This window comes from Stenotrophomonas sp. 99219_Sma (assembly GCF_056480785.1).
Genome location: NZ_CM151117.1, coordinates 3873356 through 3890635 on the forward strand (window position 1 = coordinate 3873356; position 17280 = coordinate 3890635).

Here is a 17280-nt window from a genome sequence, read left to right on the forward strand (position 1 = left end):
GCGAAAGGTTCAGGCCACGGCACGTGGCGGATGGATGCGGGTGGGCATCCAGGCAATGAGGGGAATGAAGGCCAGCGCCACCAGCGCGACCACCCAGTACAGGTCGGCCGAGGTCAGCGCCTGCACCTGCGCATGCAGGCGCGCGCCCAGCTGCGGGCCCTCGGCCAGCCACGGCTGCTCGCCAAGGCGGTCGACCAGCACGGTGGAATGGAAATGACGGCGGCCCTGGGCGACGGCATCCAGCACGCCGCTGGCGAGCACGGCAGCAAAGCCCTTGACCGTGTTGAACCACGCCGAGGCGAACGGACCGTCCTGCGGTGCCAGCCCGCCAGTGGCCAGCATCAGCAGCGGCAACACCGCCATCGGCTGGGCGAATACCTGCAGCAGCTGTACCCACAGGAAGTTGTCGCGGATCCAGGCCACATCCAGGTGCGAGCCCAGCCAGCAGGCCAGCGCCAGCATCGCCAGGCCGGTGGCCTGCACCCAGCGGCAATCCACTGCGCGGATGTTCAACAACGCCGCCACCAACGGCAGTGCGATCACCTGTGGCAGCGCCACCCACAGCAGCATCGGTGCGGTCTGCAATGGCCGGTAGCCCTGCACGCTGGCCAGGAAACCGGAGGGAATCGAGATCACTGCCAGCAGCACGAACAGCACGCCGCCCAGCGTCACCAGCGAGTAGCTGAGGTTGCGGTTGGCCAGCAGCTGCAGCTTGAAGAACGGCAGCGGGTGGAACCATTCATTGATCATGAACAGCACCATCAGGCCGGCGCCGCCACCGATCATCAGGGTGATCATCGGCGAGTCGAACCAGTTCAGGCGCGGGCCCTGCACCAGGCCCAGCACCAGCAGCACCAGCGCCGGCAGGCCCAGCGCCAGGCCCACGCCATCGAACTGGGCAAAACGCTCCAGCCGCAGCGGGTCCTGCGGCAGGCCCCAGCTGACCATCGCCATGGCAGCCAGGCAGTACGGCACGATCTGCCAGAACGCCCAGTGCCAGCCCACCTGCTCGACCCAGAACGCGGCCAGCGGCGTGCCCATGCTCGGGCCGAAGGTAGCGGTCAACGCGTAACCCGCCAGGCCATACAGCTTGATGCCCGGCGGCAGGAAGCGCAGTGCCACGCTCATCAGCAGCGGCGGCAGCGCACCACCACACAGCCCCTGCAGCGCGCGCAGCAGCAGGAACACCTGCAGGTTCGGGGCAAGCGGGCAGAGCACGCCCAGCACCATGAAGCCACCGATCATCGCCAGCGCGAAGCGGCGCAGCGAGAAGGTGGCGGCACACCACGGGGCGAAGGCCATCGCGCTGACCGACATCGCGCTGTAGAGGGCGACGATCCAGCTGCCGTCATCGACGCTGAAACCCATCGCACCGCGGATGTCGGCCAGGGCGACCTTGGTGATGTTCTCGTTGAAGCCCGACACCAGCACCGCCAGCAGCACGCCACACAGGCCGACCAGAACGCGGCGGTCGAGCCCGGGGGCGGCGGCAGGACGGGGCGCAGCAGCGGCCGGGACAGCGGCGGCCGGCGTACTCATCGCCGGGCACCGATCCGTGCAGTGCACGGCATGTTGAGGGTCATTGGAATGCGCTCAGTGAAACTCCGGGGAGCGCAGTCTAGGGAGCTGGTACCCTGCGAAAAATGGCGCAGCCCGCATCCCAGGCGTGCGTCAAGCGCACGCATGAAAGTGTCAGCGCGGAGCCTCCCCTGCGCTTTCGCACATGGTCTTGATCGAGCGCCGCAGCCACTGATGCGCAGCATCGTTGTCCAGCCGCGGGTGCCAGGCCTGGACGATGGCGGCGGTGCGCACCGGGATCGGCAGCGGGAACAGGCGCAGCGGCAGGCGCATGCTGACGATCCGCTCCAGCATCACGCTCGGCATCTGCGGCAGGATCAGGTCCGACTCGGCGGCAGCGAAGATCGCGCCGTGGAAGGTCGGGCTGATCAGCGCCACCCGCCGCTGCAGGCCCAGCGTGGCCAGGTCGTCATCGATCGGGCCACGCGGCAGCCCCCGCCGCGACACCGCGATGTGGTCGCAGGCAGCAAAACGCTCGGCGCTGATCTCCTCATCGAACAACGGATGATCTTCGCGCGCGGCGCCCATGAACGAGGTACTGAACAGGTTCTGCACCTTGGTATCGGGCGCGTGCTTGCCGGCGGTGCTGATGTACAGGTCGATCCGGCCCTGCGCCATCGCGTCGTCGTCGGTATCGCCCTCGGGCACGAAGCGCAGTACCGCGCGCGGCGCCTGCTGGCGGAACAGTTCACGCAGGCGTCCGCCGAATCCACCGATGAAGACATCATTGGCGCGGACATTGAAGGTGCGCTCCAGGGTGCGCAGGTCGATCTCGCGACCGGCGTTGAACACACGGTGGGCCTGCTCGATCACATCGCGGACCTGCTCACGCAGCTGCAGCGCGCGGGGCGTGGGGGCCAGACCGCGGCCGGCACGCACCAGCACCGGGTCGCCCAGCGCTGTGCGGATCCGGCCCAGGGTACGGCTCATCGCCGGCGCGCTCAGGTTCATCCGCCGCGCGGCGGCGGCCACGCTGCATTCGTCAATCAGCACGTCCAGTGCCAGCAACAGGTTCAGGTCCGGCAGGGGCATGACAGTCTCCAGTAAATCAGATGACTCTACGACACTTGTAACCACGGAGGATTGCGTTTTACGCATTCATTGACTGCCGCGCACGGCATGGGTGCGCGCAGTGACATCGGCGACCATCCCCGGCCTGCCAAGGAGACATCCATGTTCAATACCCTGCTGGTCGCCCTGGACGGTGGCCCCCAGCACGCACGCGTGCTGGACCTGGCCGCAGCCATCGCCGGCCCCCACAGCCGCCTGCACCTGCTGTGCGTGCTCGACCCCGAATTCGCGCTGGCGGCCGATGCCAGCGACGCCGACCGCATCGAGTACCCGGAAGCCGCCCGCCAGCGCTCGCGGGCCGAAGCGGTGCTGGCCGAAGCCCTGGCCGAGCTGCGCGAGCGCGGCGTCGACGCCATCGCGCAGATTCCCTCGGGTGACCCGGGCGAAGTGATCAGCGAGCAGGCCCGGCGCCTGAAGTGCGACCTGATCGTCATCGGCCACCGCCACCTGTCCCGCCTGGAACGCCTGTTCGAACCCTCGATCGGGCAATGGACCATCGACCACGCGCCCTGTCCCGTGCTGGTGGAAACCCGCGACCCACAACCCTAGCAACCATGGCCTCCCGTTCCCCGTTGTTTCCCACCCGCGTCAACTACCGCGCCTTCGGCCGCCAGTTCGGCCGCGGCGAACAGGCACTGCTGGCGGCGATACGCCAGCTGCACGATCCTGATCAACAGGCCGATGGACTCGCCCAGCTGAGCAGCCTCGGTATTGATCCCGAAGGCTGCGACGCGTTCGTCGGCCTGCTGCCGCTGCTGGCCACGCCCACCGCCCCGATCGACCTGCTGCCCGCTGGCTCACCGTTCATCGCGGCCAGCGAACTGGACCTGCTGGTCTGCCTGCTGCGCATCGCCCAGTGGCGGCATGCACGCCCGCGCGAAGATGACACGCTGGCACCGTTGCGCCAGCAGCTGGCGCGCTGTGCGATGGCCGTGCAGGCGGCAAACCTGCCGTTGCGCCAGCGCTCTTTGTCACCGGTCGGGCTGAGGCTGCTCGATCCCACTGGCTGGTTGCGGCAGCGCTGACCCGGCCGCGCCGCCCGTGCGTAATCACGCACGGGGACCGGGCACCCGGCGCGCTCAGCAATCCATCCTGCCGTGCGCACTGCCTTCGTCGTCGAGCACGTGCGCATGCAGGATCACCTGGTTGCGACCGGCACGCTTGGCGGCGTACAGGCCGGCATCGGCATCCGCCAGCAACTGATCCGCGCTGGCCAGAGCCGGCGGGTGCAGGTAGCCCACGCCGATGCTGATACTGACCGACCCTTCCGGCAGTGGCAGCGCCGCCACCGCCTCACGCAGGCGCTCGGCCAGCGCCAGCACGCCCGACAGCGGGCTTCCGGGCACGATCACCGCAAATTCCTCGCCGCCGTAACGGGCAACACTGTCACCGGCACGGCCGGCACTGATCTTCAGGACCGTGGCCACGGCCTGCAGGCAGCGGTCCCCGGCCGGATGTCCGTGGCGGTCGTTGAAGGCCTTGAAGTGGTCGATATCCACCAGCAGCAGGCCCAGCTCGGTGCCGCTGCGCCGCGCACGGTTCCATTCCGCCAGCAGCAGTGCATCGAACTCACGCCGGTTGGCCACACCGGTCAGGCCATCCTGCCGAGCGAGCTGGTCCAGCGATGCCTGCCGTTCCATCAGGTCCACCTGCAACAGGATGCTGCGCACGCCGAAGCCCAGCGTTGCCACCACGAAGCCAGTGACCGCCAGCGGCCGCGCATGATCAACCACCAGGGTACCGACCACCAGCAGCAGCAATGGCAGGATCATCGGCCCCGCCGCCTGCACCGTTCTGCCCAGCCTCGGGTGCATCACGAACGTCGGCGCAGGCGCCTGGCTCATCGCCAGCAACGCCAGCAGCAGGAACGGCAGGTCGATCAGCAGATCGTTGTAGGCACCGAAGGACTGTTCCGAGGTGTAGTGGTTGATGTAGTACGCCACCATCAGGTAGCCCACCGCGTAGATCGCCAGCGCGCGGAAGAAGTTGCGCCGCTCCGGAACGTCTCCCACCAGCCAGCGCACCACCGCAAACCCGGCAATGCACAGATTCTGGATATCGAACATGCGCTGCATGTTGGACAACGCGTGGTCGTCGATGTCGACGCGCGCGGCGAACGACTGCGCATGCACGAAGAACAGCACGCCCAGCAACGCGGCCATCGCCGCGTCGATCAGGCTGATGCTCAGCCGCTCGCGGCGTGCACGGGCCAGGATGAACACCAGCGGCACGCCGTACAGCACATACAGGAACAGGCTGGCCTGCGGCGTGACATCGGCACGGCCGGCACCGAGCGCATCGATCATGTTGACGGCCATGCCACCCGCCCAGAGCAGCAGCGCCAGGGCGGTGGCGCGCCAGCCGAGCGCGGCACGGTCGCGGCGCGCCCGCCACAGGCAGGCCGCCGCCGCCAGCAACGGGGCACCCGTGAGGAACCCGAAGGAACCCGCACCGGCCGGACCCGACCACAGGGCCACGACCAGGCCGTGGCAGAGCACATACAGCAGCGCCAGCACTACCGGCATGCATCCCCCGATCCGCAAGGCCGTATGGGCGCACGATAGCCCCGCTCGCGCCACGGCCACGTGATCCAATACAGCAAATACGACACGTCGCGTGCCCCGCCATGGGAGTGCCGGCCGCTGGCCGGCAATCCCGGGGAATCACAGGGCTGCAGGTTGCCGGCCAGCGGCCGGCACTACCGGAAAGCCGTCAGCCGTGCAGGGCGCGGGCGTGGTGGGCGATGTGCTCGCCGATGAAACTGGCGATGAAGTAGTAGCTGTGGTCGTAGCCCGGCTGCAGGCGCAGGGTCAGCGGATGGCCGGCGGCATCACAGGCCTGCTGCAGGCGCTGCGGTTGCAGCTGGGTCTGCAGGAATTCGTCCGCCTGGCCCTGGTCGACCAGCAACGGCAGGCGCTCAGTGGCCACGGCGACCAGTTCGCTGGCATCCCACTGCGCCCAGTCCGCCGGGTTGTCGCCCAGGTAGGCGTGGAAGGCCTTCTGCCCCCACGGCACGTGGCTGGGCGCAACGATCGGCGAGAACGCCGACACGCTGCGGTAGCGCCCCGGGTTGCGCAGCGCGATCACCAGCGCACCGTGACCGCCCATCGAGTGGCCGCTGATGCCGCGCGCATCGGTGACCGGGAAATTCGCCTCGATCAGTGCCGGCAGTTCCTGCGCCACGTAGTCGTGCATGCGGTAGTACTTCGCCCACGGTGCACGGGTGGCATTGAGGTAGAACCCCGCCCCCTTGCCCAGGTCATAGCCCTCGGCATCGGCCACGTCATCGCCGCGTGGGCTGGTATCGGGCGCGACGATGATCACGCCATGCTCGGCCGCGTAGCGCTGCGCGCCCGCCTTGGTGATGACGTTCTGCTCGGTGCAGGTCAGCCCGCTCAGCCAGTAAAGCACCGGCAGTTTCTGCGTTTCCGCCTGCGGCGGCAGGTACACGGCGAACTGCATGTCGCAGCCCAGCGTGGTGGAATGATGGCGGTAGACGTCCTGCCAGCCGCCGAAACAGGCGCGGTGTTCAATGCGTTCCATGGTGCTCTCCTGCGCGGCGCGTCAGCGCACGCGTGCTTCTGGTAGATGCCGACCTTGGTCGGCTTATCCACGCGCGGCGTGGATGCCTTTGTTGATCCGTTCATCCAGCTGCGCCAGCAGGCGCAGCAACGATTCGACGCCAGGCTGGCCATCAAGATTGCGCCAGGCCGCCACGGCCACATCGCTGCGCGGCGGCCACTGTCCGGCTGCGCGCGCCTCATGAAGGCGCGGCAGGAATACCTGCGCAAGCCACTGCTCGAACGGCATGCCATCGTCGCTGCCGAAGGCCGAGGTCACCGCACGCGGTGGCCCCACCTCGCCCACTACCCAGCCCAGCGCACGCAACGCCTGCTCGATCGGAACCACCAGGGCCGCGCGCGGGTCTTCCGCACGCGGCCGGCGCAGGGCATCCAGCCAGCCCATGACGCGGCTCAGTAGTGGACCACCGAACGGATCGACTTGCCTTCGTGCATCAGGTCGAAGGCTTCGTTGATCTTGTCCAGGTCCATGGTGTGGGTGACGAACGGTGCCAGTTCGATATCGCCCTTCATCGCGTCCTCCACCATGCCCGGCAACTGGCTGCGGCCCTTCACGCCGCCGAAGGCAGTGCCCATCCATTTGCGCCCGGTCACCAGCTGGAACGGACGGGTGGAGATCTCCTGGCCCGAACCGGCCACGCCGATCACCACGCTCTGGCCCCAGCCACGGTGCGCGCATTCCAGCGCCGCGCGCATCACGTTGACGTTGCCGATGCACTCGAAGCTGTGGTCCACGCCCCAGGTGGTCATCTCGACGATGACCTGCTGGATCGGCTTGTCGTAGTCCTTCGGGTTGATGCAGTCGGTGGCGCCGAATTCGCGCGCCAGTTCGAACTTGGACGGGTTGGTGTCCACCGCGATGATGCGGCCGGCCTTGGCCTGGCGCGCACCCTGGATCACCGCCAGGCCGATGCCACCCAGGCCGAACACCGCCACGCTGTCGCCCTCCTGCACCTTGGCGGTGTTGTGCACCGCGCCGATGCCGGTGGTGACGCCACAACCGAGCAGGCAGACGTGCTCCGGGTTCGCGTCCGGATTGATCTTCGCCAGCGAGACTTCGGCCACCACGGTGTACTCGCTGAAGGTCGAGCAACCCATGTAGTGGTACAGCGGCTCGCCGTTGTAGCTGAAGCGGCTGGTGCCGTCGGGCATCACGCCCTTGCCCTGGGTGGCACGCACCGACACGCACAGGTTGGTCTTGCCGCTCTTGCAGAACAGGCACTCGCCACACTCGGCGGTGTACAGCGGAATCACGTGGTCGCCGGGCTTGACGCTGGTCACGCCCTCACCGACCTCCACCACGATGCCGGCGCCTTCATGGCCCAGCACCACCGGGAACAGGCCTTCCGGATCATCGCCGGACAGGGTGAAGGCATCGGTGTGGCAGACACCGGTGTGGGTGATCTTGACCAGCACCTCGCCCTTCTTCGGCGGGGCGACGTCGATCTCGACGATCTGCAGCGGCTGGCCGGGACCAAAGGCGACGGCGGCACGGGACTTCATGGTGGCTTCTCCAGGATCAGGCGGAAAGGGAATGGCAGGACGATCGGCGCGATATGGCGCCGATACTTATTTCAGGTACGAGCGGATCAACGCGCTCATGTCGCGCACGCGTTCGGCGCGTTGTTCGTCTGAGGCAGCGGGTTGCCCGAACTCCTCGCGCAGATGGGCCTCCATCACTTCGGACATCAGGCCATTGACCGCGCCACGGATGGCGGCGATCTGCTGCAGCACCGGCCCGCAGTCGGCACCGGCGCCCAGCGCGCGATCCAGCGCATCGCACTGGCCGCGGATGCGGCGCACGCGGGCCAGGACCTTCTTCTTCTCTTCGGGGGAGTGCGGCATGGCGGGGCCACCTCGGAACTATACTGGGGGATAGTATACACAGAGGGGCGAATGAAGCCATCTGGTGCTGCCGAGGCATGCCCCAGGGACAGATCAGCCCAGAATATGAATGAACAATAAATAGATTCATTTGTTACTTTTTCATGACGTAGGGTGTCGCATTCGCCCCTGCGTTTACCCCTGAGTCACATTGGCGTGACCAGGGAGAAATCATGTACCGACCGTTGTTCGCCCGCAGTCGCTTGTCTGTCGCGCTGGGTTCGGCATTGGTGCTGGTGGCCGCCGCACCGGCCATGGCGCAGCAGGCCGCCACGCAGGAACAGAAGGCCGAGACCGCCAGCAGCAAGACCCCCGTGCAGCTGGACCGGATGACCGTCACCGGCTCGCGCATCTACCGCGCCGGTTTCGACACGCTCGAGCCCGCCGCGGTGGTCAGCCGTGAATCGATCGAGAACTATGGCGACACCAACCTCATCGATGCCCTGACCCGGATTCCCGGGGTCAGTGCCGGCGTCAGTTCGCGCGGCGACCAGGCCGGCTTCGGTGCAGGCGTCAACTTCGCCAGCAAGTTCGGGCTGGGCAGCAATCGCCTGCTGACCCTGGTCAATGGACGCCGCTTCGTCACCTCTACACCGCCCACCATCTTCGGAGCCGGCGGCGGCTCGGGCATCCAGGTCGACATGAACGCCATTCCCAGCGTCATGGTGCAACGCATTGAAAGCCTGAGCGTTGGCGGTGCACCCACCTATGGCTCGGATGCGATCTCCGGCGTCAACAACATCATCCTGCGAGACCGGTTCGAGGGTGCCGAAGTCGAGCTGGGCTACGGCAGGACCAGCAAGAACGACAACGAGCGCTACTCCTGGTCGGCCATCTTCGGTACCGACTTCGCTGATGGCCGTGGCCACATCGTGGTTGCCGCCGAGCTGGACAACGCCGATGGGGTGAACGCGCTGCAACGCGATTTCTACCGCCAGGGCTACAGCCTGCAGGCCAATCCCACGGCGGCCAATGCCACTGCCCAGCCCCTGCGCCGGCCGACCAATGATGGCCGCATCGACGGCAGCATTCCGTTCAACACCGGGCCCCGCGATGGTATCCCCGACCAGGTCTGGATCCGCAACCGGCGCATTGCCAGCATGACCTTCGGTGGCCTGGTGATGCCGGCAACCGGCAGCTACACGCGCAACGGCCTGGGCGACATCCTTGGCTTCGGCCCGAACAAAGACAAACTGTGGCAGTTCAACAACGAGGGCAAGCTGGTCGAGTTCAATCCCGGCACCAGCTACGCGGGCGGCAACGCCTCCGGCGGTGACGGCCTGAACCTGTTCGAGACGGTGCCGCTGATCGCCGACCTCGAACGACGCTCGGTATTCTCCACCGGCAGCTTCGACTTCACCGACAACGTGCGCGGTTTCTTCGAACTTTCGCGATACGAAGCGACCGCCCGCGAAACCCTCGACCAGAACGTCTACAACGCGGTGTCCTTCGGCAATGCGCGCCTGGACGGCGGCGGTACCGCCAGCGGTGCACTGACCTTCAGCGCCAGCAATCCGTTCCTCAGTGCGGAAACCCGCAAGATCCTCGCCGACAACGGCATCACCTCGTTCCGCCTGTCGCGATCTTCGCGCGACCTGTCGATGAACAACGCCAGCACCGAAACCCGCCTGACCCGTGCGGTGCTCGGCCTGAACGGCTTCTTCGAGGTCGGAAAGCGCAGCTTCAACTGGGAAGCCAGCGTCACCCACGGCCGCGGTGACTTCGACTACCTCGGCACCGGCCTGATCCAGCAGAACTTCATCAATGCGATCAACGTCACCACCGACGCCAGCGGGCGCATCATCTGTGATGCCACCCGCCCGGGCACCACGGCCGATGCGAACTGCCGCCCGCTGAATCTGTTCGGCGAGAACCAGGCGTCGCGCGAAGCCCTGGACTATGTCTCCACCCGGACCGTGGCCAAGGCGCAGACCCGCCAGACCGTCATCAATGCGTCGGTATCCGGCGGCCTGTTCGATCTTCCCGGCGGCGAGCTGTCCGCGGCGGCCGGCTTCGAACACCGCCGCGAAGAAGGCTCCTTCACCCCCAGCGAGTACCAGCGCCTGGGCCAGGGCCGTTCAGTGCCGACCCAGGCGGCGGAAGGCAAGTACCACACCAATGAAGTGTTCGCCGAAGTGCTGGCACCGCTGTTCAATCCCGACTGGGATATCCCGGGCCTGCATCGCCTGGACCTGACCGCCAAGTTCCGCCGCGTCGACAATTCCGTCGCCGGCGCGTTCAATGCGTTCACCTACGGCATCCAGTACGAACCGATCGCCGGCCTGCAGCTGCGCGGCAACAAGACCCAGTCACTGCGCGCGCCCTCCATCGCCGAGCTCTACACCACCCAGCAGCCGGCCTACTACAACATCCCGGAAGTGTGCTCGCTGGACAACATCAGCGGCGGCTCCAATCCGGCCGTGCGTCGCCGCAACTGCGAGGCGTTCTTCGCCGCCTACCCGGGTGCCGATCCGAACACTTTCCGCCAGCAGCCGACCAATACGCTGGGTTCGACCAACGGCAGCACCCGCCTGCAGAACGAAACGGCGAAGTCGTGGACGGCCGGCATCGTGTTCGCCCCAGAATGGATCCCGGGCCTGCGCGTCGCCGCCGACTGGTATGACATCAAGATCAACAACGTGATCACGTCGCTGAGCGCCAACGACATCATCACCGGTTGCTTCGACACTGCCGACTTCAACGCCGCCAACGTGCCCAACGCCAACCGCTTCTGCAGCCTGGTGACGCGTGATCCGAACACCGGCGTGGCTACCAGCATCAAGACCGAGTATGGCAACGGCCCGGTGCTGATGTTCCGTGGCTGGACCGCCGAAGTCGGCTACCGTTGGGACCTGTCGCGCTTCGGCGTACTGGACCTGGACTTCTACGGCTACATGCCGAAGAACCGTGGCCAGGCCGCGAACCGGGACGTGCCGTTCGTCGAACAGGCGGGCAGCTTCAACGAGCCCAAGCGCCAGTTCCGTTGGACCGCCCAGCATCGCATCGGCAACTGGAACTACGGCGTGGCCTCCAACTACACCAGCCGCGCCCAGTACACGATGACCGATACCCCGGAAAGCCGTCAGTACTTCTACCGCGACAGCTGGACCACCTGGGACGCCAACGTCACCTACCGCATCACCGACGCCGCGCGCGTGACGTTGTCGGTGATCAACGTGGGCGATGACATCGGGCCGTTCCCGTATGTACTGGATGCACTGGGCCGTCGCTACATGGCCAGCCTGCGCTACAACTTCAAGTAGGCCTGGCGCAGCGTTTCCACAGGCGGGGCCCGGTGTACGGGCCCCGCTCAATCAAACAGACCTTGTTCCGCCAACCGGGTCAGCTCATCCACCACGTAGCGCACCTTCGGCCGCAGGTGGCGCGTCGGTGGCCACAGCGCATGGATGTCGATGTGCCGCTGCATGTGTTCGTCCAGCACCGATTGCAGCACGCCGGAATCGAGATGGCGGCGCACCAGTGAAATGGGCATCTGGCAGATGCCGAGGCCGGCGATGGCCGCTTCGATCACCGCGTCGCCATCGTTGAGTTGATAGGGCGCACTGGGAATGAACGTTCCCTCGTCCTCCTCGCTGCCGATCCGCCACCAGATCGGTTGCCCGTGGCGGAAGCCGACGATGCTGCGGTGCTGCGCCAGTTCCTGCACCGTGCGCGGCACGCCATGCGCCTGCAGGTACGCCGGCGATGCGCAGGTGACCAGGCGCTGGCGCCCCAATCGGCGCGCGACCAGGTGCTCGGCCTGGTGCAGCCCACCGAAACGGATCAGCAGGTCGATGCCCTCTTCGACCGGATCGACGAAGTGATCGGTGAAGGTCATCGTCAACTGCAGGTCCGGATACTGGCGGCACAACCGCAGCAGCACCGGCAGCACCACCAGCCGCCCGAACGAGGACGGCATGTCGATGCGCAGCCGCCCGCTGGGCAGGCCCGCCGAACCCAGACAGGCCTCGGCCGCGGAGATTTCTTCCAGCGCCGCCGCACAGGAGGCGTAGTACGCCTCGCCATCAGTGGTCAGTGCGATGCGCCGCGTAGTGCGATGGAACAGGCGCACCCCCAGCCGCGCTTCCAGACGGGCGATGGCCTTGCCCACCGCCGAGCGCGAGATGCCCAGCGCGTCTGCCGCCTCGGTGAAGCTGCCCGAGCGTGCGGTCGTGACGAACGTCACCAGGCCATTCAAGGATTCCAGCGGCAGCATCGTTCGCACCCCATTGGGGACAAATAGTCCCCCACCAAGGGAGATCGAAGCGCTTTATGCGCCCGCATGTCAACTCCATCCTGTGTGCATCGCGCCGCTGGCGCTCTTCCCCGCACCGAGATGACCAACATGACCGCCGCCCTGTTCCGTCCGTTCGACCTGACAGGCATCGCCCTGCGCAACCGCATCGCGATGGCCCCGATGACCCGTGCCCGCAACCCCGGCTCGGTCGCCAATGAGCTCACCGCGCAGTACTACCGGCAGCGTGCCAGCGCCGGCCTGATCATCAGCGAAGGCACGCCGGTCTCGCCGCAGGGCCAGGGCTACATCGATGTGCCGGGCATCTGGTCGGCCGAACAGGTGGCCGGGTGGAAGCTCGTCACCGAGGCGGTGCATGCCGCGCAGGGCACGATGTTCGCCCAGCTCTGGCACGTCGGCCGCATGTCGCATGCCTCGCTGCAGCCCGGGGGTGGACAACCGGTCAGCGCCGGTACCCGCCCGGTGGCCAGCGCACCGAAGAACACCTCGTTCGTGTACCTGGACGACGGCAGCCGCGGCCATGCCGATCCCACCCCGGCACGTGCATTGGAGACCGCGGAGATCCCCGGCATCATCGACGACTTCGTACGCGGGGCGGACAACGCCATTGCCGCCGGCTTCGATGGCATCGAACTGCATGCCGCCAACGGCTACCTGTTCGAACAGTTCCTCAACCCGCTCATCAACCAGCGCGACGACCGCTACGGCGGCTCGCTGCCGAACCGCGCGCGATTGATCCTGGAGACGGTGGATGCGATGGCCCAGCGCATCGGCGCCCACCGCATCGGCGTGCGCCTGGCACCGAACAACCTCACCTTCGACATGCCGTACTACCCCGACAACGAGGCCACCTATCTGTACCTGGCCGAGGAACTGGGCAAGCGCGGGCTGGCCTATGTGCATCTCAACGACAACCTGCAGGCGGGGCAGTCGGTGCTGGGCGAGGCGTTCCTGCAGCAGTTCAAGCAGGTCTACGGTGGCACGTTGATCCTGGCCGGTGGCATGACCCGCGAACGCGCCCTGCAGCTGGTCGAGGCCGGCACCATCGACCTGGCCGCATTCGGCCAGCCGTTCATCGCCAACCCGGATCTGGTCGAACGCCTGCAGCACAACATCGCGCTGGCCACGCCCGACCGCAATACCTATTACGGTGGCGGCGAGGCAGGCTACCTCGACTACCCGCGCGCGCAGTAGAGCCACGCGATGCGTGGATGCGGGCGTACACTGCCCACCCGCATCCACCGGATCTGCCCATGGATACGCCCACCGCATCGTTCATCGTCAACCTCGATGTCCCCGATCTTGCCGCTGCCGAGGACTTCTACATCCGAGCCTTCGGCCTGAGCATCGGGCGCCGTCTAGGCCCGGGCGCCGTGGAGCTGCTCGGTGGGCCAACGCCGCTGTACCTGCTGCAGAACGAGGCCGGCAGCGCCGCCACCGAAGACGGCGACGTGCGCGACTACGAGCGCCATTGGACGCCGCTGCACCTGGACTGGGTGGTGGATGACATCGAAGCCGCACTGGTCCGTGCGGTTGCGGCCGGGGCGACGCTTGAGCAGTCCGTGCGCGAGCGTCGCTGGGGGCGCATCGCCGTGCTGGCCGATCCGTTCGGCCACGGCTTCTGCCTGATCCAGTTCAGTGGCGAAGGCTACGACGCGCTGGCCGAGTGACCGGCGCATCGTTCACCACGGCAACGGCGCCACTTCACCGTTGGCGCGCTCGCCGTAGTACAGCGACGGCAGCAGGCGCGAGAGGAAACTGAACTCCGTGTAGCAGTGCTTGAGCAGGCCCAGGCCGACCGCATCGCCGGCATCGCAGTGCGGATCGGTGCTGTCCAGGCCGAGCACGAAGCGGCTGCGCAGCACACAGCCAAACGGCGTATCGCGCGCCACGTGCAGCATCTGCCCGTCGCAGGGATCACCGTTTGCATCCAGGCGTACGTGGTCGCCAAAGCCGATGCGCGCGGCGATCACTGCCGATACATCGCCTGCATCCTGTGCCACCTGCAGGCGCTCGGGCACCAGCAACGTGCGCGGGTCATGGAACTTCAAACGCGCCGCCACCGGCGGAATATCGGCCAGCGATTCCACCGCGTGGATGCTGGCACCGTGGTAGCTGCGTCCGCGCTGCCAGGCCGCGTCCCAGCCGCGATGCTCGACATGATCGACCGGATGCCACCAGCGGATGTGCTGGGTGGTCTCGAAGAAGGTGAACCACCAGTCCAGCATGCGGCCCTTGCAGCCGTGCAGATCGGTACGCACCGCCACCAGCAGGGTGCCATCTTCGCGGCGCTGGATGCCGGTTTCCAAGCGCATCGGCGCCGGGTCGAGCAGATCGTGGTGGTCCAGCCAGGCGCGGGCGTTCACAGCGGTATCCATCGGGGTCTCCTGCATGTCGGGAGACCTGATAATACGGAAACGCTCTTCGTTTCTCAATTATCCGAATGCGGTAAGATGGGCGCAATGAACAGCACCACCCTGCCCGAGCCACCCTCACCAATCCGCCGCCGCGGCCGCCCTGCGCGGCCGGAAGCCGAAGTCCGCCACGCCGTGCTGCAGGCCACGCTGGAGCTGCTGCTGGCACAGGGTTACGAGGCCACCACCATCGAAGCGGTGGCGGCGCACGCCGGGGTAGCGAAGAAGACCGTGTACCGCCACGCCAGCAACCGCGAGGAACTGGTCGGGTTGGCCGTGCGCGAGTGGACCGACGGCTTCGCGCCGCAGTTGCAGCGCGATGCGCACGACGCCGACGAGGTGATGCCGTTGCTGCAGGCCATCCTGCACGCGGTGTGCGCGCAGGCACTGTCGGCGCAGGCAGTGCAGGTATTCCGCCTGCTGGCCACCGACTTTCCCGGCAAGGACGCGCTGCTGCAGGCCTATCTGGACAATGGCATCGAACGCGGCCGTGCGCTGCTGGCCGACTGGCTGGCGCGTCAGCAGCAGCGCGGGCTGCTGCGCGAGGGAGATGCCGCGTGCATGGCACGGCTGATCCTGGCGATGGCCGTGGCCGAGCCGCTGCGCGAACGCGTGATCGGTGTGGTGGCCGAGGATGCGCCGGTAGAGGTGCATCTGCGTGATTGCCTGGAATTGTTGGCACCCGTACTGCAGGTGCCGTAGCCGGCCGCATCCACGCATGGCGAGGTTCTACCGGCAGCGCTTCGGATCAGGTCACGCCTGCACGTAGGGCATTTCGCTGTCGATACCGTCGAACGCGATCAGCTGCAACAGCGGCTGCACGTCCTCGTCACTGATCTCACCCGCAGTGATGTCATCCACGCGTGCATACAACGCCTCCAGCGCCGCTACCTGGTCCCCTCGCAGCCAGCCACGATGGGTACCGAGCCAAGCCTGCAGATTGGTTCCGATATCGCCCTCCGAAAGCAGCGACTCCTCTTCCTCCAGCTCCACCACCGCTTCGGCCATCTTGCGGAACAGGAAGTCCTGGAAGTTCGCGGCCAGCAGATCGGCGCGATCATCGTCATGCCAGACCAGCAGCACCGGCGAATCGCTGGAACCCGGTGCATTGGTCCAGAAACAGTAATGATCACCCGCGCCGGTGCGCGCGAACGGCAGCAGTTTCAGGTCATCGCGCAGCGGGTTGTAATGATCTTCGGTAGTCAGATCTTCCCACGCTGCGCGCAGTTCGCTCGGCTCGATCGGTTCATAGTCGTTGGCATACAGCAGTACCGGCGGCTGCGGCTGCACCTGCGGGAACACCGTGCGGTACCAGTTCGGGCCCTGCTCGCCCCAGCTGAAACGGTTGCCTTCCACCAGCTGGCGGAACAACGGCGGGAAGGTCTGGCCGGAAGCCTGTTCGAGATCGGCGAGCATGCTCAATGACGTCCTTTTGTTGAGAAGACTCACTCTAGCGGGTGAACGCCATCCCCGCATGGCGCGGATCCACTCGGAAAGCTCTCGTTGGAGCCGGTCATTGGACGGCACTGCGCCATCCACCGCGATTCACTCGCGCAGCATATCCACGAACGCACGCAGCGCACCGGGCATCTGCCGCTGCTTCGGGTAGTACAGCGCGAAGCCGGCGAACGGCTCGCTCCAGTCTTCCAGCACCGCCACCATCTGCCCCGATTCGATGTAGGGCCGCGCGGTGTCTTCCAGCACGTAGGCCAGGCCGATGCCATCGAGTACCGCGCCGACCACGGTGCCCTGCTCGCCCAGCGTCAGCCGCCCCGGCACGTCGATCTCCAGCGCCTGCCCACCGCGCTCGAACTGCCATTTGTACAGATGCCCGCTGGCGAAGCGGAAGCGGATGCATTCGTGTGCAGCGAGATCGCGCGGATGCTGTGGCGCCGGGTGCCGCCGCAGGTAGTCCGGCGAGCCGACAATCAGCCCGCGCAGCGGTGGCCCCATCGGCACTGCCACCATGTCCTCGGGCACGAATTCATGCAGGCGCACGCCGGCGTCGTAGCCCTCGGCCACGATGTCGACCAGGCCATCGTTCTCGGTCAGCTCCACCCGCACGTCGGGATGGGCGTGCAGGAAGCGCGCCAGCCGTGGTCCCAGCTGTGTCGCCACCGCCGCACGGGTAGCATTGATGCGCAGCAGGCCAGCCGGTGCGGCGCGGAACTGGTTCATCTCTTCCAGTGCGTCATGCACCTGCCCCAAGGCCGGCTGCAGGCGCTCCAGCAGCCGCTGCCCGGCCTCGGTCAGGGCCACGCTGCGGGTGGTGCGATGGAACAGGCCCACGCCCAACCGTTCTTCCAGCGCGCGGATCGCATAGCTCACCGCCGAGGTCGACAGCGCCAGCTCCGCACCGGCACGGCGGAAGCTGCGATGGCGGGCGACCGCAGCGAACGCGGCCAGGTGGGAGAGATTGTCAGTGGCCACGATTGTGCAGTTTCACTTGATGAATCATGCCGATATCCGGGCTTCTGGCCGCTGGGTACGGGGCGTA

General features: G+C 66.8%; 17 protein-coding genes. 6 read left to right on the plus strand and 11 right to left on the minus strand.

Annotated features, from left to right (window positions below; genetic code table 11):
• Positions 1-9: 9 nt before the first annotated feature.
• Complete coding sequence (locus ACZK13_RS17645) at positions 10-1539, minus strand: MFS transporter (RefSeq protein WP_032129878.1); 1530 nt, start codon at positions 1537-1539, stop codon at positions 10-12.
• A gap of 153 nt (positions 1540-1692) precedes the next feature.
• Positions 1693-2610 carry a LysR family transcriptional regulator gene (locus tag ACZK13_RS17650; RefSeq protein WP_032129879.1) on the minus strand — a complete coding sequence of 306 codons (918 nt, stop codon included), beginning with the start codon at positions 2608-2610 and terminating at the stop codon, positions 1693-1695.
• Between the two features lie 141 nt (positions 2611-2751).
• On the opposite strand from ACZK13_RS17650, the gene ACZK13_RS17655 reads away from it, so the two are divergent.
• Both ACZK13_RS17655 and ACZK13_RS17660 read left to right on the plus strand, forming a co-directional pair.
• Positions 2752-3198 carry a universal stress protein gene (locus ACZK13_RS17655; protein ID WP_253143913.1) on the plus strand — a complete coding sequence of 149 codons (447 nt, stop codon included), beginning with the start codon at positions 2752-2754 and terminating at the stop codon, positions 3196-3198.
• Between the two features lie 5 nt (positions 3199-3203).
• The gene (locus tag ACZK13_RS17660; RefSeq protein ID WP_049400257.1) at positions 3204-3674 is read left to right on the plus strand and encodes a hypothetical protein; all 471 of its coding nucleotides are present in this window, start codon (positions 3204-3206) and stop codon (positions 3672-3674) included.
• A 54-nt stretch (positions 3675-3728) separates the two neighbouring features.
• Here ACZK13_RS17660 and ACZK13_RS17665 read toward each other — a convergent pair whose 3' ends face one another.
• The 5 genes from ACZK13_RS17665 to ACZK13_RS17685 all read right to left on the minus strand — a co-directional run bounded on the left by ACZK13_RS17665 (position 3729) and on the right by ACZK13_RS17685 (position 8075).
• Positions 3729-5174, minus strand: coding sequence for a GGDEF domain-containing protein (locus ACZK13_RS17665; RefSeq protein ID WP_125895596.1), 1446 nt, complete (start codon positions 5172-5174; stop codon positions 3729-3731).
• A 187-nt stretch (positions 5175-5361) separates the two neighbouring features.
• The gene (fghA, locus tag ACZK13_RS17670; RefSeq protein WP_253143910.1) at positions 5362-6192 is read right to left on the minus strand and encodes an S-formylglutathione hydrolase; all 831 of its coding nucleotides are present in this window, start codon (positions 6190-6192) and stop codon (positions 5362-5364) included.
• 63 nt (positions 6193-6255) lie between these two features.
• Complete coding sequence (locus ACZK13_RS17675; protein WP_012512081.1) at positions 6256-6615, minus strand: YqcC family protein; 360 nt, start codon at positions 6613-6615, stop codon at positions 6256-6258.
• 8 nt (positions 6616-6623) lie between these two features.
• On the minus strand, positions 6624-7733 hold the full coding sequence (locus ACZK13_RS17680) for an S-(hydroxymethyl)glutathione dehydrogenase/class III alcohol dehydrogenase (protein ID WP_012512082.1): 1110 nt from the start codon (positions 7731-7733) through the stop codon (positions 6624-6626).
• A 66-nt stretch (positions 7734-7799) separates the two neighbouring features.
• Positions 7800-8075: a metal/formaldehyde-sensitive transcriptional repressor gene (locus tag ACZK13_RS17685; RefSeq protein ID WP_253143908.1), complete on the minus strand. Its 276-nt coding sequence runs from the start codon at positions 8073-8075 to the stop codon at positions 7800-7802.
• Positions 8076-8287: 212 nt separating this feature from the next.
• Between ACZK13_RS17685 and ACZK13_RS17690 the strand changes: the two genes are divergently transcribed.
• Entirely contained in the window at positions 8288-11377 is a 3090-nt protein-coding gene (locus ACZK13_RS17690) for a TonB-dependent receptor domain-containing protein (RefSeq protein ID WP_253143906.1), read from the plus strand.
• 47 nt (positions 11378-11424) lie between these two features.
• Here the strand turns inward: ACZK13_RS17690 and ACZK13_RS17695 are convergent, their stop codons facing one another.
• The gene (locus ACZK13_RS17695) at positions 11425-12330 is read right to left on the minus strand and encodes a LysR family transcriptional regulator (RefSeq protein WP_049461842.1); all 906 of its coding nucleotides are present in this window, start codon (positions 12328-12330) and stop codon (positions 11425-11427) included.
• Positions 12331-12459: 129 nt separating this feature from the next.
• Between ACZK13_RS17695 and ACZK13_RS17700 the strand changes: the two genes are divergently transcribed.
• Both ACZK13_RS17700 and ACZK13_RS17705 read left to right on the plus strand, forming a co-directional pair.
• Entirely contained in the window at positions 12460-13563 is a 1104-nt protein-coding gene (locus ACZK13_RS17700) for an alkene reductase (protein ID WP_253143904.1), read from the plus strand.
• A 59-nt stretch (positions 13564-13622) separates the two neighbouring features.
• Positions 13623-14039 carry a VOC family protein gene (locus ACZK13_RS17705; RefSeq protein ID WP_253143902.1) on the plus strand — a complete coding sequence of 139 codons (417 nt, stop codon included), beginning with the start codon at positions 13623-13625 and terminating at the stop codon, positions 14037-14039.
• 12 nt (positions 14040-14051) lie between these two features.
• On the opposite strand, the gene ACZK13_RS17710 is transcribed toward ACZK13_RS17705, so the two are convergent.
• Positions 14052-14747, minus strand: a complete 696-nt coding sequence (locus ACZK13_RS17710; protein ID WP_253143900.1) for a DAPG hydrolase family protein — start codon at positions 14745-14747, stop codon at positions 14052-14054.
• 75 nt (positions 14748-14822) lie between these two features.
• Here ACZK13_RS17710 and ACZK13_RS17715 point away from each other — a divergent pair, with 75 nt between their 5' ends.
• Positions 14823-15485: a TetR/AcrR family transcriptional regulator gene (locus ACZK13_RS17715; RefSeq protein ID WP_049421841.1), complete on the plus strand. Its 663-nt coding sequence runs from the start codon at positions 14823-14825 to the stop codon at positions 15483-15485.
• A gap of 51 nt (positions 15486-15536) precedes the next feature.
• On the opposite strand, the gene ACZK13_RS17720 is transcribed toward ACZK13_RS17715, so the two are convergent.
• A complete protein-coding gene (locus ACZK13_RS17720) occupies positions 15537-16199 on the minus strand; it encodes an SMI1/KNR4 family protein (protein WP_253143898.1) in 663 nt (220 codons plus the stop codon).
• Between the two features lie 129 nt (positions 16200-16328).
• Positions 16329-17213, minus strand: a complete 885-nt coding sequence (locus ACZK13_RS17725; protein ID WP_049400266.1) for a LysR family transcriptional regulator — start codon at positions 17211-17213, stop codon at positions 16329-16331.
• Between the last annotated feature and the right edge of the window lie 67 nt (positions 17214-17280).